The sequence below is a fragment of the Rhizobium sp. YAF28 genome (genome assembly GCF_052113285.1).
Taxonomy (GTDB): domain Bacteria; phylum Pseudomonadota; class Alphaproteobacteria; order Rhizobiales; family Rhizobiaceae; genus Rhizobium.
Map to the genome: position 1 here is coordinate 1 of NZ_JBFRCX010000008.1, position 18,087 is coordinate 18,087.

Consider the following 18,087-nt stretch of genomic DNA (forward strand, 5'->3'; position numbering starts at 1 on the left):
TTCGTTGGTCGTCGTCATGTCGTTCTCCGCATCGTCGTTGATGCGCAATCCCTGACACCGACCGCGTCCATTGTCATGGAGGCGACACCGGCGATGGCGCTCGTTCAGCGAGATTTCCACAGCTTCCAATCGATCTGTCGCCTCTGGCGCGCTTGTTCGTGCCAATTTCAGGAAACGAGGCGAATAAGCCAGCCTCTCCCATCATGCTTCCCAGCAGCGCTGAAAGTGACGGCTGGGTTCGTCATGACCTGTCGTCGGGAAACGACATGAGAACGTTGAGCCCAATGTTCGACCCCGATCAACGCAATTCATTCTCGTTATGACGGGCCACCCTCGATGGCATGGATGTATCTCTGGATCGACCGCTCGATAACGCGCGATCCTTCCTGTTTGATCGTCCTGCCCGAAAATCCACCATAGATAGCTTCGAAGCGGAAGGGGCGCAGCGCTTCGCCTATGCCCTTCACCGCTCGCCCGCTCAACGGCAGAAGGTTCGGAAAGCTGCGCATGAAGCTCACATATCTCCGGTCGAGCGTTACCTGCATTGTATCGCCCACGAACAACGCGCCCTTCCCATCTTCCAGCCAAGGGCAATGCAGCACTGAACTGCCTGCGAAATGGCCGCCGCAGCGCACAAGGGTCGCCTGGTTCAATTCAAAAACCTCACCCACCCAGTGGCTGAGCGCCGGGCCTGATCTCTGTACCCATTCTCGATCATCGTTGTGAATATAGACAGGTACGTCGCCGAAGGCTGAACTCCAATCCATCATGGAGGAATAGAAATGTGGGTGTGAAATGGCGATCGCCGCAAGCCCGCCCATTACAGCAATTCGGCTTATGCTGGACTCGTCCAGGAGGCTGAGGCAGTCCCACAATATATTGCCGTCAGGCCCTTCGATCAGGAAGGCTCGCTGACCGATCGCAAAGTCTGGTGAGATCTGCAGGCAATGGATGCCTTTTGCTTCTTTGGTCCAGATCAAGTCGTGGGTCGACCGGAGGGCCGTCATATGTGTCCAAACCTGACCTGATGGTGGCACGAATTGACGATCGTCTTCGCAAATGGGACAGGCAGAGGGTGGTTCTGAGCTTTCGTCGAACTGCATTCCGCAAGCAGTGCAGATATGGAAGGTCATTTTTCATCTCCTTGCCAGGCCTGTTTCGCTTTCCAACAATCGCCCACCCCGCACTTTGACACAATCGATCAGACAGTGAACCGTCCGCTCTCGGGTCGCCACGGTCGCACACTATCATGCGCGGACAATCTCTCGACCACGGGCCGGTGACGGCCCTCTCTCCGAATGTGACGACACTCATCACCGCCACCCCGCTTTGCCGGAGCACATGGAACCAACAGATGTTCGACGGGTTTGGTGGTCAATCTTCAAGGAGTCTGAGCCGCCGAGAGGTATGCGTGCAACCAACGAACCATAGACATGTGACCGTCAACGGCATCGATATCTTTTACCGCGAAGCAGGGCCTGAAAACGCACCCTTGGTGTTGTTGCCGCATGGCTATCCATGCTCGTCGTACGAATTCCGCAATTTCATGCCAGGGCTGGCGGATCGTTGGCGGCTGCTTGCGCCGGACTTTCCCGGCGCCGGCTACAGCGCGACCCCGGACGACTTTGACTACAGCTTCGACGGCTATGCCAGCTTTCTGGACGGCTTCGTGAAGACGCTCGGCCTGCAGCGCTTCGCGCTTTATCTCCATGACTTCGGATCCCCCATCGGCGCGCGGCTGGCTATCAAGGCACCAGAGCGCATCGCAGCGCTCATCATCCAAAATGGCGATATCCCGTACGAGGATGCGCTGGGGCCGAAATATGCCGAGATCGAGAGTACCTGGCGGCTGCCCCGTTCCGACATGAGGCTGAAAGTGTCGGAGGCGATCAAAGAAGAGACATTCAGAGAGGAATTCCTGAACGATCTGAGGCCTGAGCTCGCCCGACAGATTCCGCCCGACCTCTGGAAGTTGCATTGGTCATTGATGACGCCGAAGCGCAAGGAAGTTGCGATTGATCTGATCGCAGGCCTGAAAGAGAACCGTGCCTGGTTTCCTCAATACCGGAACTACCTCGCCAAGCATCGTCCGCCGACGCTGATCGTATGGGGACCGCAGGACGGGTACATGCCGGCGAAGTCGGCGCGTGCGTATCTCCGCGATCTCCCAGACGCCGAACTGCATCTACTGGATGGTGGTCATTGGCTTCTTGAGACCAACCTCGATGAGGTGCTCTCACTCGTCGGTGATTTTCTTGGCCGAGTCCATCCGCCCGGAAAACCAGCGACCAAGCAGGAATAACGGTTCCAAAATCGTAGGCGCCATCAGCCATAGCGCAACCACGATCGCCTGGGAGGAATGACACTGGCCGATCGCTTTCCCCTCGCGCGGGAACGATTGGAATGGCAATGCGTTCGATAGACTGATGGTCGCCAGGCGTGGTCCGTCGTGCGATTCATGTCTGAACAATGCGTCACCAGCCGGGCTCCGTTTTCGTCCCGATGTGGATGAAGGCCGGTCGCCACCTCAGGCCGCAGGCGCTCTCGATAGGTGAGAAGGAGGAAGTAGCTCTCGCATGACATCTCGCCATTCTGTCGCAAGCATCGGAGGCGATCTAAAGTTGCACTATCTGACGGAGGAGGCGGCCCACGCACGGCCATACTGTTCCCTGGTTTCCCGCAGACAAGCCATGAGTGGCGCAAGGTCACTCCGCTCCTGGTCAAAAAGGACCTTGAGGTGGTTGCCCTGGATTATCGGGGCGCGGGCGGCTCATCGAAACCGGCCGGCGGGTGTTGGCGTTGCCAAGCAGGGTGGGCTACTGAGCGCCGACGACGTCGGCAATACGGTGCGGCGCGTGACGGCTCAATGACAGTGCGTTCCGCAAACGAGGTTATCGGTGATGGGGGAAGACATGGAAACGCAGAGGATCTTTTTTGAGAAAAGCGACTGGGTGCCCAACAACCAGATGCTTCCTGTTATCGTCTATCGCGAGATCTTCATCTGCGATGACGGGTGCGAGGAGTTCGCGCGTCTCTTCACCTCGCACGGCTGGGAAGGCATCTGGCGCGATGGTGTTTTTGGCTATCAGCACTATCACGCGGGCGCTCACGAAGTGCTTGGTGTCGGAAAAGGAACGGGAAAGCTCCTGATCGGCGGCCCGACCGGTAAGGTGTTCGAGTTGCACCCGGGAGATTGTCTCGTCCTTCCCGCGGGGACCGGTCATCAGAACCTCGAAGCGAGCAGCGACTTTCGAGTGGTTGGTGCCTACCCGCCAGGCCAACTCGCCGATATTCAGACAAGCGCTCCAACTGCAGAACTCCTCAGAACAATCGCCGACGTCGCCTTGCCCGAATCCGATCCGGTGCAAGGCGCCTCAGGCCCGGTGTTCGACGCTTGGCATCTCGGCGATAACTGAGGCAATCGGGTCAAGGCACCGATCCGGCACATCCTGCAATCGCAAACCTCTGAAAAATCAGGTTCATTGCCGTGGAAGAGGGCCTCAATGGCCTGGATCATCGCCTGTTGGCGAGCACGAAGTGCTTCCTCCTCGACATCCAAAACGCGGACGACCCATCACGACCCAAACCAGTGTCACATCCTTTCAAGAACGTCTATCTAGCCGCTCAATTTCTAAGCAGTCCGCCGAAGTCTCTCCCCGCTGGGTTTTCAGACTATCCGAGAACCGATGACAGAAATTCGCGCGTCCGCTCCACTTGCGGCGCGCCGAATATCTCTTCAGGCGCGCCCTGCTCGCAGATGCGCCCCTTATCGAAAAAGCAGACGCGATCCGAGACCTCTCGGGCAAAGCGCATCTCATGGGTGACGAGTAGCATCGTGAGATCATGTTCATGCGCCAGTGCGCGGATGACGGAAAGCACTTCGCCCACCAGTTGCGGATCAAGCGCTGATGTCGGTTCATCGAAAAGCAGAACTCGTGGGCGCATCGCAAGCGCGCGGGCGATTGCCACGCGCTGCTGCTGCCCGCCGGAAAGCTGGACCGGATAGTGGTCCTTCTTATCCGCGAGCCCCACCATCTGCAGCAGTTCAAGCGCACGCGCATCGGCTTCAGCCCGCGCCATTCCCAGTACCCGCACCGGCGCCTCGACAACGTTGCGAAGGACCGTCATATGAGGAAAGAGATTGAAGCTCTGGAAGACCATGCCGACATGATTGCGGATTTGGCGCAGGTGTTTTTCAGAGGCCTGGAACCGGCCCTTGCCGCCCTGCTCGTGGTAGGAGGTACCAGCAAGCGTCAGCTTGCCTTCCTGGAACGGTTCGAGTGTCATGAGAATGCGCAGGACCGTCGATTTGCCGGAGCCTGACGGTCCTATAAGCGTGACTTTCTCGCCCTTCGCGACGCTGAAATTGAAGTGGTCAAGCACTGTCAGAATCCCGAAGCGCTTGGTGACGTCGGAAAACTCGATGATGGGCGGATCGATATTGTCGGTCATCGCAAGGGTATTCCTGCCTTTGGAAGAGCTTTCTGCAAGCGGTGGAGACCTGCTGAGCAAATCAGCGTCAGCAGAAGGAAGATCAGCCCGACAAGCGTCAGCGGCACCAGATATTCGAAGGTGCGTTCGCCGATCATGTTGGCAAGGCCCATCATCTCAAGAACGGTAACTACCGATAAAACTGGGGTCTCCTTGATCATGGCCACGAGATAATTGCCCATGGCAGGCACGATACGCGGAATGGCCTGAGGCAGGATGATGTCGTAATAGGTCTGCATGCGGGTCATGTTGAGCGCGGTTGCCGCTTCCCATTGGCCGTGATGAACGGCTTCGATGCCGCCGCGATAGACCTCCGACGTATAGGCCGCATATTGCAGACCGAGTGCCAGTGCACCGGTGAGAAAGGCCGGCAGCACGATACCGAAATCGGGCAGCACGTAGTAAAGGAAGAACAGCTGCACCAGAAGCGGCGTATCGCGCAGGAATTCCACGACAAAGGCTGTCGCCCAGGAGATCACCTTGACGCGGCTTCGGCGCAAGAGGGCGAACGCCAGGCCGAGCATCAGTGCAATCGCAAATCCAGCCGCTGCAGCCTTCAACGTGACGGTCAAACCAATCAGAATGATTGGCAGGATCGAGGTCGTGTAGGTAATCCAGGTTGTTGTGTCCCATTCGTAACCATACATCATAGCCGCAAGGTCCTCACGAATGAGCCGAGCGAGGGAAGACATCGCCGCGCCGCACGAAATGCTCGATCACGCGCACGGCGGCCATCAAGACGAGCGACATGGCGAAGTAGCATACAAGGGTGATCGAATAGATGCTTGCGCTGTCCAGCGTGATGTTGCGGATGGACTGGGCCGCGAAGGTGAGATCGGCTATCGAGATCAACGACACCAGCGAGGACAGCTTCAGCGTTTCGATGGCGAGGTTTCCGAAGGCCGGCATCATTTCGACGATGGCTTGTGGCAGCGAAATGCGAAAGAGGGTCTGGGCACGGTTGAAATTCAATGCCCGGGCGGCTTCCAGCTGCTGGACGGAGACCGACATGAGGGCCCCTCGAACGATTTCGGCCCCATAGCCGCCGACATGGGCGGCCAATACCAGGATGCCGGTGGTGATCGGATCGAAACTCAGACCGACGAGCGGCAGCGCATAATAGAACCAGAAGAGCTGAACGAACAGCGAGGTCCCGCGAAACACCTCCGTGTAACAGAGCGCGACGGCTGACAGGATCGGTCCTCCCTCGACGCGCAGGATGCCGAAAACGAAGGCAAGCACCGCGCCGCAGACGATCGCTGCCAAAGTGATCGTCATCGTCACGGTAGCGCCTTGCCAAAGCATCGGCAGATAGGCTGTCCAGCTCATCTGGCAATCTCTCCGAATGAAAGCAGGTCACGCCCAGTCCGGGACCGGGCGCCTTTCTTGTTACTTCCCGGCGCAGAGATCGGCGACGTTCTTCTCTGCCGCTGCCGCGATGCTCTGTTCCGACAGACCATACTTCATGAGGATCTTCTTGTAGTCGTCCGTCTTTCGGAACGCGACGAGCGCAGTGTTGAACCCGTCGCGCAATTCCTTGTCTTCCGGACGGAAGGCAAAGCCGCCATAGTTGCGGACCGGTGCGCCCTTGACGATCGGATCCTTGAATGGCGCGACCTGCTCGACATTGGCCTGTCCCTTGGCAAGTTCGGAAACGGTCAACTCGGTCGCCGCATAGGCATCGACCCGGCTTTGCACGGTGGGGATCGCATCGGCATTCGCCGGAATGAAGACGATCTGCTCGTCCTTGACGCCGACGGCGCGCAGGAAGTCGACATTGTTTGCGCCGGAAACAACGGCGACTTTCAAGGATGGGTCTTTTGCGATGTCGCCATAGGTCGTCAGGCCCTTCGGATTGCCCTTCTTGACCAGCAGTCCCTCACCGTAGGACGAGTTGGGTTCGGTAAAGGCGACCTGCTTGCAGCGCTCGGGCGATATGTTCTGCTCGGCGGCGGCAAAATCGAAGCGACGAGCCTTGAGACCCGGAATGAGCGTGCCGAAGGGCGTTACGGTCCAATTGACCTCCTCGATGCCCATGGATTTTAGGACGGCATTGGCGACGTCGGGTCCGATACCGGCAGAGGTGCCGTCCGGCTGCATATACGAGTAGGGTACCTCGTTGGCTGTTGCTGCGCGGATAAATCCCTGTTTCTTGGCTTCTTCGACGGTCAGTGCGCTGGCTGACGTGACGCCGATGCCGAGCGCAAGGGCAGAAAGGCAAATGGATTTTGAGATGCGCATTCGAATTCTCCTCTGGTTAAGCTTCTTGTGGTCCGTTTTCGGATCTCACATGGTTGCGTTTATTTGGTCTTCTCCGTGATCGTCGCGATGACGGAAAGGCAGTCGCCGGCCTTGATGAGGCCGGGCACGTGGCGAGCCGCCAGAACGCCATCCATGGCTGCGCGGCAGCGGATTGGCGCGACACCGGTCTTTCCGACCGGGTAGATGCTGGCGATGATATCGCCGGTATGGATCGGATCTCCGAGATCCTGCGCAAAGGCGACCAGGCCGTCATCCTCTGCGAATGTGAAACAGTCGCTCGACGGCATATCGAGCCAGCACGTCGGCTGAGTAGCCGGCGCCCCCTCCAGAATTCCGGCGTGGCGCAGGAGGTTGAGACTGCCCTTTCGCGCGATCTCGATCGATCTTGCGCTGGCGGTGCCAGCACCGCCGAGCTCCGTGGTGACGAAAACCTTGCCCATCTCCTCGACCGTCGTATCCAGCATGCCGACCGCATCGATCTCCAGCATCTTCATCGAGTAGGGCGCAGCAAAAGCTGCAACGGCATCAAAACAGCGCGCCTCCTGACCCTTGTCAGGCAGCTCGTGCGCTGCGGCATAGGGAAGAAAGTCGAGGGTCTTGCCGCCCGAATGGAAGTCGAGCACGATGTCGGCGAGCGGTATAAGATGGCGGGTGACATAGTCCGCGATCTTTTCCGTCACCGTTCCATCCGGGCGACCTGGAAAGCTACGGTTCAGATTTCCGCGATCGATCGGCGACGTGCGGGTCCCTGCGCGAAACGCGGGATAATTGAGCGCCGGGACGATGATGATGCGCCCACTCACCTGCGCCGGATCCAGTGTCTGTGCCAGCTCGTAGAGAGCCGCCGGACCTTCATACTCGTCGCCGTGATTGGCACCGGTGAGGAGGGCGGTCGGGCCTTGCCCGTTGGAGATGACGCAGATCGGGATCATGACCGAACCCCAGGCGCTGTCGTCACGGCTATAAGGCAATCGCAGGTGCCCGTGCTGCACACCCTTCCCGTCGAAATCGACGGATGAGGCGATCGGCGAGGGGCGGGGCGCACTCGTCAGCATGGTCTCAGCCTTTCACGAACAGCCGGCGCGGAACATTGGACAGGCATTCAACACCCGTTTCGGTAATCGCGATGCTCTCCGTGATTTCCAACCCCATGTCTTCGAGCCAGAGACCGGTCATGAAATGGAATGTCATGCCGGGTTTCAGCTCCGTACGGTCGCCTGGGCGCAGGCTCATCGTGCGTTCGCCCCAGTCAGGCGGATAGGAAAGACCGATCGGATAGCCGGTGCGGTTGTCCTTGATGATCCCGTATTTTTTCAAGACGGCGAAGAAGGCGTTGGCGATGTCCTCGCACATATTGCCGGGCCTTGCTGCGGCAAGGCCCGCCTCCATGCCTTCGAGCGTCGCCTTTTCCGCGTCGAGAAAGGCCTGCGTCGGCCTGCCCAGGAATACGGTACGCGACAGTGGGCAATGATAACGCTTATAGGCGCCGGCGATTTCGAAGAACGTCCCTTCGCCCGAACGCATCGGCTTGTCGTCCCAGGTCAGGTGCGGCGCGGAAGCGTCTGCGCCCGACGGAAGAAGCGGCACGATCGCCGGATAATCGCCGCCGAATTCGGACGTACCCCGTATGCCGGCATCGTAGATCTCGGCGACGAGATCGCATTTGCGCATGCCGGGTTCGACGACGTCGACAATGCGCTTGTGCATCAGTTCGACGATCTTGCCTGCCTTTCGCATATAGTCGAGTTCAGTCGGGCTCTTGATCGCGCGCTGCCAGTTGACGAGGCCCGCCGCATCCTTGAAGCGGGCATTTGGCAGATGCTTTTGCAGAGAGGCGAAGGCGGCGGCCGAGAAATAATAATTGTCCATCTCGACGCCAACAGTGAGGCTGGACCACCTGCGCTTATCGATGATCTGCGCCAGGAGATCCATCGGGTGGCGTTCGCTCGACTGGACGTAGTGATCGGGGTAGCCGATGATATTGTCATGGTCCAGATAGGCGGTGCGCTTGGCGCCGTTGGAATCCTGCTTGCGACCGTACCAGATCGGCTCGCCGCTTGGCGGCACCAGGACGCACTGATGCACGTAGAAGGACCAGCCGTCATAGCCGGTCAGCCAGTGCATGTTGGATGGATCGGTGACGATCAGGAGATCGATCCCCGCCTGTTCCATCGCGTGACGGGTTTTGGAAAGGCGCGCGGCATATTCCTCGCGCGTAAAGTTCAGCGTCACACTCACGCTGCATCTCCCATTTTGATGTCATTTTCGATCGTCTGGCCCCGTCCGGCGTCTGTCGCGCGGGCGAGCGCCAGGTTGGCGATGGCTGTGTCCTGCACGCCGGTGCCCGTGAGGTCGGCAAAGGTGATTTCGTGCGCATTCGACCGGCCAATCGCCTTGCCGGCAATGACAGCTCCGAGTTCGGCAAACTGTTGGTCCGGCAAGACTGCGCCGGCCTTGATGGCATGGTGCAACTCGCCGAGAATGCGGGTCTGCGATATTCGATCCGGGACGTAAGTAGCGCGAGCAAAGACGGCCGGATCGACCTCGTTCTTGTGCTCTGCATCCGATCCCATTGCGGTCAGATGCTGACCGGGTTCGAGCCATTCGGCCATCAGGATCGGCCTTTCTGCCGGCGTCGTTGTGACGACGATATCTGCCCCGCGTACGGCCTCGCGCGGATCGGCAACGGCGGCGACGTCGATTCCGTGGTCGCAAGCGAAATCAATCGCAAGCTTCTGCGCCTTTGCATGATCGCGTGCCCAGATTCGCGCCGATTTGATCCGGTGCACGAGCATGAGAGCCTCAAGCTGCAGCTGCGCCTGCATGCCTGCACCAAAGATCGTGGCGACGGAGGTGTCTTCGCGCGACAGATGTCGTGCGGCGACGGCACCGGCCGCTGCCGTGCGCACATCCGTGAGATAGCCGTTGTCAAGAAGAAGGGCTTCGACCAATCCGGTCTTGGCGCTGAGCAAGATCATCAGCCCGTTCAGGCTTGGCAGACCGATCTTGGGGTTGTCGAAGAAGCCGGGGCTGACCTTGATGGCGAAGCCGTCAAGGCCTGGCACATAGGCCGTCTTGACGTCCACTTCACCCCGAAATTCCTGAATGTCGAGGCGCAGGATCGGCGGCATAGCAACGGCTTTGGTGGCAAGCGCCGCAAAGGCCTGTTCGACGCAATCGACGGCAGCGACGTCGAGCTTGACGATTGTGCGAAGGTCTTTTTCCATCAGAATACTGATGCGGCTCATTGGGTGGTCCCCGCGACGATTTTCTGGTGCATCTTCGGGGCAATGTTGCCGCCTGATATGATGATGGCGGTTGGACCTGATAGGCCGACCTTGTCTGCGAGGATGGCGGCAATACCGACTGCGCCAGCGCCCTCGACGGTTACGCTCTCGTTGCGCGCGGCATGGCGGATGCCTTCGGCAATCTCGTCCTCGCTGAGGAGGATGACGTCGTCGAGAAGATCGCGGCAAAGGGTAAAGGTGACATGGTTTTGGAGGCCGATGCCACCCCCTAGCGAATCCGCCAGCGTTTCCTCCTCGCGGATTGCGACAGGCTTGCCGGCGGCAATCGCCGCATGCATGGCTGCCCCGCGCTCCATCGATATGCCGATGACGCGGCTCTGTGGCTTCAAGGCCTTGACGGCAACCGCAATGCCACCGGCCAGTCCCCCACCGGAAAGAGGAACAAGCACGGCCGCAAGTTCAGGCAGGTTTTCCACAATTTCGAGGCCGATCGTGCCTTGACCGGCAACGACGTCCGCATGGTCGAACGGCGGGATCGGCGTGAGGCCCCGGCTCTCGGTCAGGCGTTCGACCTCCTCTTGTGCATCGTCCTGCGACAGGCCGACAATGCGGATTTCGGCGCCGAGCGAGCGGATCGCTTCGACCTTGTTGGCCGGGACGAGCGATGACATGCAGATGATGGCGCGAACGCCAAGCTCGCGTGCGGCGTAAGCGACGGCGCGACCATGATTGCCTGTCGAGGCGGTAACGAGACCGCGCTTGCGCGCCGCATCATCGAGCAACAGGATGGCGTTCATCGCGCCGCGCAGCTTGAAGGCGCCGGTCGGCTGATGTGTTTCAAGCTTGAGATAGACAGGCTGACCGGTGCGTTCACAGAGCGTGCGAGAGCGAATAAGCGGCGTGCGCGCCACCCGCCCAACGATGCGGGCCGCAGCCTGCTCGATATCCGCCAGCGTAACTGGCAGCGCCTTTTCTTCGGTCAATCTGGACAGGACGTCGCTCTTCATGATTGTCATGTTGTGAGCGAACTAAAATCATGTCAATTATTATATTGTAATGATTCAATGATTGCCGTGGGGTCGCTCTAGCCGATCGAACCGACATCAAAGACCGGCGGCAGTTGCTCAAAGGCCTGCCGCACGGTCGTCAGCGCCTTGGCCAGGCTTGCATGGTTCAGGCGTCCGCCCAAACAGATACGAATGCCGCCACCATGACCCGGTCCGGCAATGAAGGGTTCGGACGGCGTGACGGCGACTTTCTGGTTGGTGAGCGAACGAACCAGACCTTCCTCGGACCAATGCGGCGGGACCTTGAGCCAGGCGCAAAGCGAGAGCGGATGAGTGGAGGCGATATGGTCGCCGAGGATTTCTGTGGCGATGTTCTGGCGCACCTGTGCTTCGTCACGCTGGATTTCAAGCAGACGCTGCGCCGTGCCATTCTCGACCCAGCGTGTTGCGATTTCGCCGGTCAGGTAGGTGCCGCTCCAGCTCGACACGCGCAAGATTGAGGCGGCGCGGATGGAATAGGCTGGTGGAACAACAAGATAGCCAACGCGCAACCCTGTCAGCACCACTTTGGTGAAGCTCGTGACGAAGAAACCGAGATCAGGCAGCATTTCCGTGATGGAAGGCAGGGGCTCTTCGATCATCGGTCGATAGACCTCATCTTCGATGACGAACACGCCGTGACGAGCCGCAATCGCGGCTATCTCACACCTGCGTCCCGCACCCGCAACATGACCTGTCGGATTGTTGAGGGTCGGAATGAGCACCAACGCCCGGACACCGCCTGCTGCACACACGGCCTCCAGCGCATCGGGCAAAATGCCCTCATTGTCGGTAGGCAAGCCCTTCAGGCTGAAGCCAAGGATATTGGAAAGCCCGATGATACCGTGATCGGTCAGATTTTCGGTTAAGACGACATCGCCGGAGCGGACAATGCAGCTCAGAGCAAGAAAAATGGCGTGGGCGGCGCCGTTGGTGAGGAGAATGCGCTCTACCCCGGCCGCGACGCCGAGCGTGCGTAACCAGATGCGCGCCGTCTCTCGATGACGATCAAGGCCGGCGATCGGGCGGCAGGGACGCATGAAGCTTGCATTGTCGCCTTCGGAAAGCTCACGAAGGATCTCGCGCGATGCGGCCTCATGCGCATCGAGATAGACGCCGCGAATGATGGAAAGGTCGAGCACTTCGTTGGCGCTATGGTCAAGCATCATGCGGCCGGCGCGGTCGGTGACGCGTGTCTTGACGAAGGTGCCGCGACCGATCTCACCGCTCAGATAGCCAAGCCGCTCAGCCTCCTTGTAGGAGAGGCTGACGGTCTGGACGGAAAGGCCGAGTTCGCGCGCCAGATCGCGATGCGTCGGCATGCGATCCATTGGCTTGAGAACGCCGGCATCGATATCGGCAATGATGCGCTCGGTGAGTGCTGCATGCTTCGTCTCACCCTTTTGCTTGGAAAGGTGCGGTTGCCATGCCACCGGCTTGGTGGCCGTGATCGGAACAAGGTTCAGGGGATTGGCTTGACGTCGCATGAAATTGTCTCGTTTTTATGACGACTATTTCATGACATTATGCACGCTTCGTCTCAAAGATGAAGCGTTACGCAGCCAGAGCCGTGATTGCATCAGGAATAATCACGATCGCCGCGATTTTGCTCGGCAGGAGGCAGTGCCGAGCAAGCCTTGTCCCGTCTGGCGGCCATGCTTGCATCAGATCCTCTCGCCAGCCTGGACCAATTCGTCCATGACTGAGCGCACAGCGGATTCGGCAATGACAATGATCTCGTCGACCTCTTCCTTCGTCGTGACGAGGGGCGGCGCAAAACCCAGAATATCGCCATGCGGCATGGCACGGGCAATCAGTCCACGACTGCGCGCGGCCTTCGAGATACGTGCACCGACAGCAAGGCTTGGCGCAAAGCGCGTCTTCTTTTCGCGATCCGCGACAAATTCGATGGCGCCCATCAGACCGACGCCTCGCACTTCACCGACGATCGGAAGCTGAGCGAACTTTTCCTTCAGCTGCGCTTGGAAATAGGTGCCGACCGTGCGTGCATTGCCCGGCAGATCCTCCTTCTCGACGATGTCGAGAACGGCGTTGGCTGCTGCAGCGCCAATCGGGTGGCCGGAATAGGTGTAGCCATGCGAGAAGGCCCCAACACGCTCGGCCCCTTCTTCCATCACCGTGTAGACCTTTTCGCCGACGATTGCGCCCGATAGCGGGAAGTAGGCCGAGGTGAGGCCCTTGGCGACCGTAATTAGGTCAGGTTCGATGCCGTAGTGCTGCGATCCGAACATCGAGCCGGTGCGACCGAAACCGGTGATGACTTCGTCGGCGATGAGCAGGATGTCGTATTTCTTGAGGACCTTTTGCACTTCGTCCCAATAGCCTTGCGGCGGTGGGGTGATGCCGCCGGTGCCAAGTACGGGCTCGGCGATGAAGGCCCCAATGGTGTCGGGGTCTTCGCGCAGGATCAGGGCTTCAAGTTCGTCGGCGCGGCGCTTGGAAAATTCGAGTTCCGTTTCGCCTGCTTCCGCGCCCCAATAATGATGCGGCGCGCCGGTGTGAAGAATACCCGCACGCGGCAGGTCCATATGGTCATGGTAAAAACTCATGCCCGTCATGGAACCGGAGACGACGCTGCAACCATGATAACCCCGTTCGCGCGAGATGATCTTCTTCTTGTTCGGCGTGCCCCGCAGGTTGCTGTAGTACCAGACGAGCTTGGCCTGGGTTTCGTTGGCGTCGGAACCCGACATGCCGTAGAAAACCTTGCTCATACTGCCAGGTGCCATTTTCACCAGACGATCGGAGAGGATCGCGAGCTCGTCCGTCGTGTGGGCGGCATAGCTATGGTAGTAAGCGAGGCGATAGGCCTGGCGCGAGATGGCCTCGGCGACCTCGGTGCGCCCGTAGCCGACATTGACGCAGTAAAGACCGGCGAAGCCGTCGATCAGCTGCTTTCCCTGTGCATCCTGGATGCGGATGCCCTTGCCGGTTTCGACGATTGTCGGGTCGCCCAATTTCCCGCTGGCGAAATCTTTGATCTGCGTAAAGGGATGCAGGACCGAATTGCGGTCCATTTCGGCGATCTGATCGAGGTTGGCGGTCATGGCAGCACAGATCCTTTCATGCAGCGAGGTTGCCGAAGCAGACATATTTTGTTTCGAGGTATTCCAGGAGGCCGTAGCGCGAGCCTTCGCGACCAAGGCCGGATTGCTTCCATCCACCGAAGGGGATGGGCGCGCCGGTGAATTTCGATGTGTTGACGGCGATCATGCCGTATTCGAGCCGGTCGGTCAGGCGCATCGCGCGACCAAGATCATTGGTGTAGACGTAGGCTGCCAGCCCCATTTCGGTGGCGTTGGCTCGGGTGAGTACCTCCTGCTCGTCATCGAACGGCAGGATTGCGGCAACTGGGCCGAAGGTCTCTTCGCGTGCGATCAGCATGTCATCGGTGACATCGGCAAGCACGGTCGGGGTCACGAAATTGCCGCCAAGCGGGCTATCCTGTCCGCCGCAGACGAGACGCGCGCCGGCGGAAAGTGCCTGCGCAATCTGCTGGCGGCATTTTTCAGCGACCGAAGGGCGTGTCATCGGCCCGATATCGGTGCGGGGGTCGAGGCCGTGACCGACCTTGAGCTGCCGGGTCGCCGTGGCGAAGGCATCGACGAACCGATCATAGTGCCCGCGCTGGACGTAAATCCTGTTGGCGGCGAGACAGTCCTGCCCTGACGTGGCAAATTTTGCGCCGATGCAGCCCTTTACGGCTTTGGAAAGCTCGGCGTCGCCAAACAGGATGAATGGTGCATGGCCGCCAAGTTCCAACGAGGCCTTCTTCACCGTGGCGGCCGATTGTGTGAGCAGGATGCGTCCGACTTCAGTCGAGCCGGTAAAGGAAAAAGCGCGCACATCCGTGTGTTCCAGCAGACGGCGCGCAAGCGGCGCGGCTTCGCCGGTGAGAACCTGGAATACGCCGGCGGGCATTCCGGCCTCCTGCGCAAGCTTTGCCAGGGCAAGCGCCGACAGCGGTGTTTCCGGGGCAGGCTTGACGATCATGGTGCAGCCGGCCGCGAGTGCAGCGCCTGCCTTGCGGGTGATCATGGCCGAGGGAAAGTTCCACGGCGTGATCGCCACCGTGACGCCAAGCGGCTGCATCTGGACTGAAAGACGGCTGCCTGGCAGGTGGCTCGGTATCGTTTCGCCATAAGTACGCTCGCCTTCGGCGGCAAACCACTCAAGGAAATTCGCGGCATAGGAAATCTCGCCTAGCGACTCTGCCAGCGGCTTGCCCTGTTCGGCCGTCATGATGACGGCGAGGTCCTGCGCGTTGTCGCGCATCAGCTTTCCCCAGACACGAAGGATCTGACCACGTTCGACGGGAAGCTTGTCACGCCAATCGAGAAAGGCATTTTTCGCCGCTTCGACGGCAGCGTCGGCATCTTCAAGCGAGCAGGCTGCCACGTCGACGAGGTGTTCGCCGGTTGCCGGATCGGTGACGCTCAGCGTCTCTTCGTGCGAAGCCCATGTGCCACTCAGAAAGGCACGGCGCTCGATCAGATCGGGTCGTTGCAGGTTGTTCAGCGCAGCACTGGCGATACCTTTCATGCGAAGCTCCAAATTGGGTTTACAAAGAGACTAATGGTAGGCCATGATCGTTTGACTGCATTGATCTGATCCTCCATGCAGGAATTGTGCTTAATTTTGGCTGTGCCCGCAGGATTTCTGCATGAGTACCCTCGATAGAGCCGACAGAGCGCTGCTTCAGGCTGTTCAAAAGAACAATCGCCTGACCTCGGAAGAGCTGGCGCAGATCGTCAATCTCTCACCGACGGCCTGTCAGCGACGGCTGAAGCGCTTGCGTGAGGAAGGGGTGATCGAGGCTGATGTGTCGATCGTCTCGCCCAAGGCTGCCGGGCGCGGCATCACCATGATCGTGCTTGTCTCTCTGGAGCGCGAACGGGCTGACATCGTTGATCGATTCAAGGCGGCGATCCGCGCCACAAAGGAAGTGATGATCGGCTATTACGTGACGGGCGATGCCGATTTCATCCTGGTTATCACGGCAAAGGACATGGAGGATTACGAAGCCTTCACGCGTCGGTTCTTCTATGAAAACCACGACATCAAAGGTTTCAAAACCATGGTGGTAATGGATCGAGTGAAAGCTGGCTTTGCTTTCCCGATCGAGGACTGATCGCTTTCAACGCACAGGAATTGCTCCGCGATACGATAATTCCGATGTGAGAAACCCATCCTTGCTGAGTCCGACCGTCGCCCAACATTCCAGCGGCACCTATCGGCGCCCTTGGATGAAGTCGGACTGGGGCGGCGTCCGTACGCAACCTCTTCGGCCGCCTCACGGAAAACGCAAGGCTCACGCTGCGGGGGCGTAACGGCTGCGACCGGTCTTTTTCGCCTCATAAAGAGCAAGATCGGCCCGGCGCATCAAAGCGTCTGTCGACTCCGCATCTTGGGGATACCTTGCCAAACCGATAGACACCCCGACTTCCAGCATCTGGCTTTCAACGACGACCGGATTGACCATTGCCTTCAACAGGCTTTCAGCTGCGCTGGTGAGATCGCTTTGCCTCGATGAGTGCCTGAACAGAACGACGAACTCATCTCCACCCACGCGAGCAAGCAAATGCCGCTCGTCCAGAACCGAACGGAAGCGTTGCGCCACCGCCTGGAGAAGAGCATCTCCGATCGCATGCCCATGCGTGTCATTAACCTCCTTGAAGCGATCGAGATCCATCCACATTAGCCCGAATTCCTGACTGGACAGTGCCTCCTGTCGCAACTCGGCATTTAACAGTCTGCGGTTGGGAAGTCCGGTCAACTCGTCATGGTTCGCAAGGTGATCCAAGCGGTCACGAGCACGTTTGTGATCGCCAATATCGCGCACTTCGACGAGATGTCGCAACGTGTCTCCGGACACGATCGGAGTTGTGTTGAGCGCAACGTCCATCCGCATCCCGTTGGCCGTCTTTAGTTGTCCTTCGGTCTCGTAGGGGCGCGGTTCGCGGCGATTGGCGCGTGCCGGCGGTTCGAAAAAGTCGGCGACGGCACGCCCTTCGATACTCGATCCTTCACAGCCCACTAACCGCTCGAATGCCTTGTTCGCAGAGACGATCTCATCATCCTGGCAAACCAGGATGCCGATCTGTGCGGCCTCAAGAATGCATCGCATCTGCTGGGCATCAGTGGTCGCATCGTGAGCACGTCGATCAAACATAACCGTCACCAGACTGAAGATCACGATCAATGCTGTGACGACGGCAACTGATATCCCGAGGAGAAATTCTGACAGGTTCCCATCTTGAACCAGAAGAGACGGATCTGTCTTAAGAATGGCGGCGCTCATCGCGGTGAAATGCAGTGTGCAGATAGCTGCACCGAATAGGGATCCCGCCGCAAGACGAAATCCGACCGAAGCACGTCGACGTTCGGCGAACGTCGCCGCGATAACAAGCAAGCAGCCCGCGCAGAGCGAGAGCGCAACGAGAGGCAGATGCCATTCGAAAGTGCCGGCAAAGAGCAGAGCCCTCATGCCGATGAAGTGCATCACACCGATTGCAGCGCTGAGAAGAAGGCTGCCCGCCAGAGCGTTGACAGGGTTGCGCGACAGTAACAAAGGCATTGCAGTTCCCGCAAGGGCAACTGCAAAAAAGGCCGACACTACCGTGAGACCAACATCGTAGCTCACAACCGCAGCAGGCTGAAAACCCAGCATGGCGATGAAGTGCGTCGACCAAATTCCGCCCCCCGCCGTGAAGGCAGCCACAAATATCCAAACGATCTTCGTGCGGCCATGTCGCGCTCTGGCGTGGTCGAGGATGGTGAACAGTGCAAAGCCCGAGAAGAGCGCGACAACAATCGCAACGACGACAAGCGTCGGATTGTGATCACTGCTGATGCAATCGAGCACACGAATGAACATGTGTAGCTCCGCTATTGGCTAATCGGCTTGCTGAGCGGGAGCCAATCAAACGCGCGATAAATGCAAACTCATATTGGGCTATTATGGCAATGCCACGCAAACACTGTCGACCCGGCGATCGGCACGGCGCTTAATATTGCTT

General features: G+C 59.1%; 17 protein-coding genes. 4 read left to right on the plus strand and 13 right to left on the minus strand.

All coding sequences use genetic code 11. The features are described 5' to 3' along the window. Nucleotides 1-317 precede the first annotated feature (317 nt). A complete protein-coding gene (locus AB4Z13_RS18895) occupies nucleotides 318-1,133 on the minus strand; it encodes an MBL fold metallo-hydrolase (RefSeq protein ID WP_113321019.1) in 816 nt (271 codons plus the stop codon). Nucleotides 1,134-1,435: 302 nt separating this feature from the next. On the opposite strand from AB4Z13_RS18895, the gene AB4Z13_RS18900 reads away from it, so the two are divergent. The 3 genes from AB4Z13_RS18900 (at nucleotide 1,436) to AB4Z13_RS18910 (ending at nucleotide 3,416) form a co-directional block, all read left to right on the plus strand. Continuing rightward, nucleotides 1,436-2,302 carry an alpha/beta fold hydrolase gene (locus AB4Z13_RS18900; RefSeq protein ID WP_442206494.1) on the plus strand — a complete coding sequence of 289 codons (867 nt, stop codon included), beginning with the start codon at nucleotides 1,436-1,438 and terminating at the stop codon, nucleotides 2,300-2,302. A 360-nt stretch (nucleotides 2,303-2,662) separates the two neighbouring features. Further along, entirely contained in the window at nucleotides 2,663-2,938 is a 276-nt protein-coding gene (locus AB4Z13_RS18905; RefSeq protein WP_442206644.1) for an alpha/beta fold hydrolase, read from the plus strand. Next, complete coding sequence (locus AB4Z13_RS18910) at nucleotides 2,913-3,416, plus strand: cupin domain-containing protein (RefSeq protein ID WP_113321016.1); 504 nt, start codon at nucleotides 2,913-2,915, stop codon at nucleotides 3,414-3,416. Before AB4Z13_RS18905 ends, AB4Z13_RS18910 begins: the two co-directional genes overlap by 26 nt. Nucleotides 3,417-3,672: 256 nt before the next feature. On the opposite strand, the gene ehuA is transcribed toward AB4Z13_RS18910, so the two are convergent. The 11 genes from ehuA to AB4Z13_RS18965 form a co-directional block, all read right to left on the minus strand. Continuing rightward, complete coding sequence (ehuA, locus tag AB4Z13_RS18915; protein ID WP_442206495.1) at nucleotides 3,673-4,452, minus strand: ectoine/hydroxyectoine ABC transporter ATP-binding protein EhuA; 780 nt, start codon at nucleotides 4,450-4,452, stop codon at nucleotides 3,673-3,675. Continuing rightward, complete coding sequence (gene ehuD / locus AB4Z13_RS18920) at nucleotides 4,449-5,141, minus strand: ectoine/hydroxyectoine ABC transporter permease subunit EhuD (protein WP_442206645.1); 693 nt, start codon at nucleotides 5,139-5,141, stop codon at nucleotides 4,449-4,451. The genes ehuA and ehuD overlap by 4 nt, the downstream gene beginning before the upstream one ends. Before the next feature lie 13 nt (nucleotides 5,142-5,154). Continuing rightward, the gene (gene ehuC / locus AB4Z13_RS18925) at nucleotides 5,155-5,820 is read right to left on the minus strand and encodes an ectoine/hydroxyectoine ABC transporter permease subunit EhuC (protein WP_310380970.1); all 666 of its coding nucleotides are present in this window, start codon (nucleotides 5,818-5,820) and stop codon (nucleotides 5,155-5,157) included. A 60-nt stretch (nucleotides 5,821-5,880) separates the two neighbouring features. Further along, entirely contained in the window at nucleotides 5,881-6,732 is an 852-nt protein-coding gene (ehuB, locus tag AB4Z13_RS18930) for an ectoine/hydroxyectoine ABC transporter substrate-binding protein EhuB (RefSeq protein WP_442206496.1), read from the minus strand. 59 nt (nucleotides 6,733-6,791) lie between these two features. Further along, on the minus strand, nucleotides 6,792-7,808 hold the full coding sequence (gene doeB / locus AB4Z13_RS18935) for a N(2)-acetyl-L-2,4-diaminobutanoate deacetylase DoeB (protein WP_442206497.1): 1,017 nt from the start codon (nucleotides 7,806-7,808) through the stop codon (nucleotides 6,792-6,794). A gap of 4 nt (nucleotides 7,809-7,812) precedes the next feature. After that, nucleotides 7,813-8,991 carry an ectoine hydrolase DoeA gene (doeA, locus tag AB4Z13_RS18940; protein ID WP_442206498.1) on the minus strand — a complete coding sequence of 393 codons (1,179 nt, stop codon included), beginning with the start codon at nucleotides 8,989-8,991 and terminating at the stop codon, nucleotides 7,813-7,815. Continuing rightward, entirely contained in the window at nucleotides 8,988-10,001 is a 1,014-nt protein-coding gene (eutC, locus tag AB4Z13_RS18945; protein WP_442206499.1) for an ectoine utilization protein EutC, read from the minus strand. The genes doeA and eutC overlap by 4 nt, the downstream gene beginning before the upstream one ends. Further along, entirely contained in the window at nucleotides 9,998-11,017 is a 1,020-nt protein-coding gene (eutB, locus tag AB4Z13_RS18950; protein ID WP_442206500.1) for a hydroxyectoine utilization dehydratase EutB, read from the minus strand. The genes eutC and eutB overlap by 4 nt, the downstream gene beginning before the upstream one ends. A 68-nt stretch (nucleotides 11,018-11,085) precedes the next feature. Then, nucleotides 11,086-12,534 (minus strand): MocR-like ectoine utilization transcription factor EhuR, encoded by a 1,449-nt coding sequence (gene ehuR / locus AB4Z13_RS18955; protein WP_113321008.1) that lies wholly within the window; start codon nucleotides 12,532-12,534, stop codon nucleotides 11,086-11,088. Between the two features lie 177 nt (nucleotides 12,535-12,711). Next, on the minus strand, nucleotides 12,712-14,115 hold the full coding sequence (locus AB4Z13_RS18960; RefSeq protein WP_442206501.1) for an aspartate aminotransferase family protein: 1,404 nt from the start codon (nucleotides 14,113-14,115) through the stop codon (nucleotides 12,712-12,714). 16 nt (nucleotides 14,116-14,131) lie between these two features. After that, entirely contained in the window at nucleotides 14,132-15,610 is a 1,479-nt protein-coding gene (locus AB4Z13_RS18965; RefSeq protein WP_442206502.1) for an NAD-dependent succinate-semialdehyde dehydrogenase, read from the minus strand. A gap of 121 nt (nucleotides 15,611-15,731) precedes the next feature. Between AB4Z13_RS18965 and AB4Z13_RS18970 the strand changes: the two genes are divergently transcribed. After that, nucleotides 15,732-16,199, plus strand: a complete 468-nt coding sequence (locus AB4Z13_RS18970; RefSeq protein ID WP_113321006.1) for an Lrp/AsnC family transcriptional regulator — start codon at nucleotides 15,732-15,734, stop codon at nucleotides 16,197-16,199. Nucleotides 16,200-16,379: 180 nt separating this feature from the next. On the opposite strand, the gene AB4Z13_RS18975 is transcribed toward AB4Z13_RS18970, so the two are convergent. Beyond that, a complete protein-coding gene (locus tag AB4Z13_RS18975) occupies nucleotides 16,380-17,945 on the minus strand; it encodes a diguanylate cyclase domain-containing protein (RefSeq protein ID WP_442206503.1) in 1,566 nt (521 codons plus the stop codon). Nucleotides 17,946-18,087: the final 142 nt, after the last annotated feature.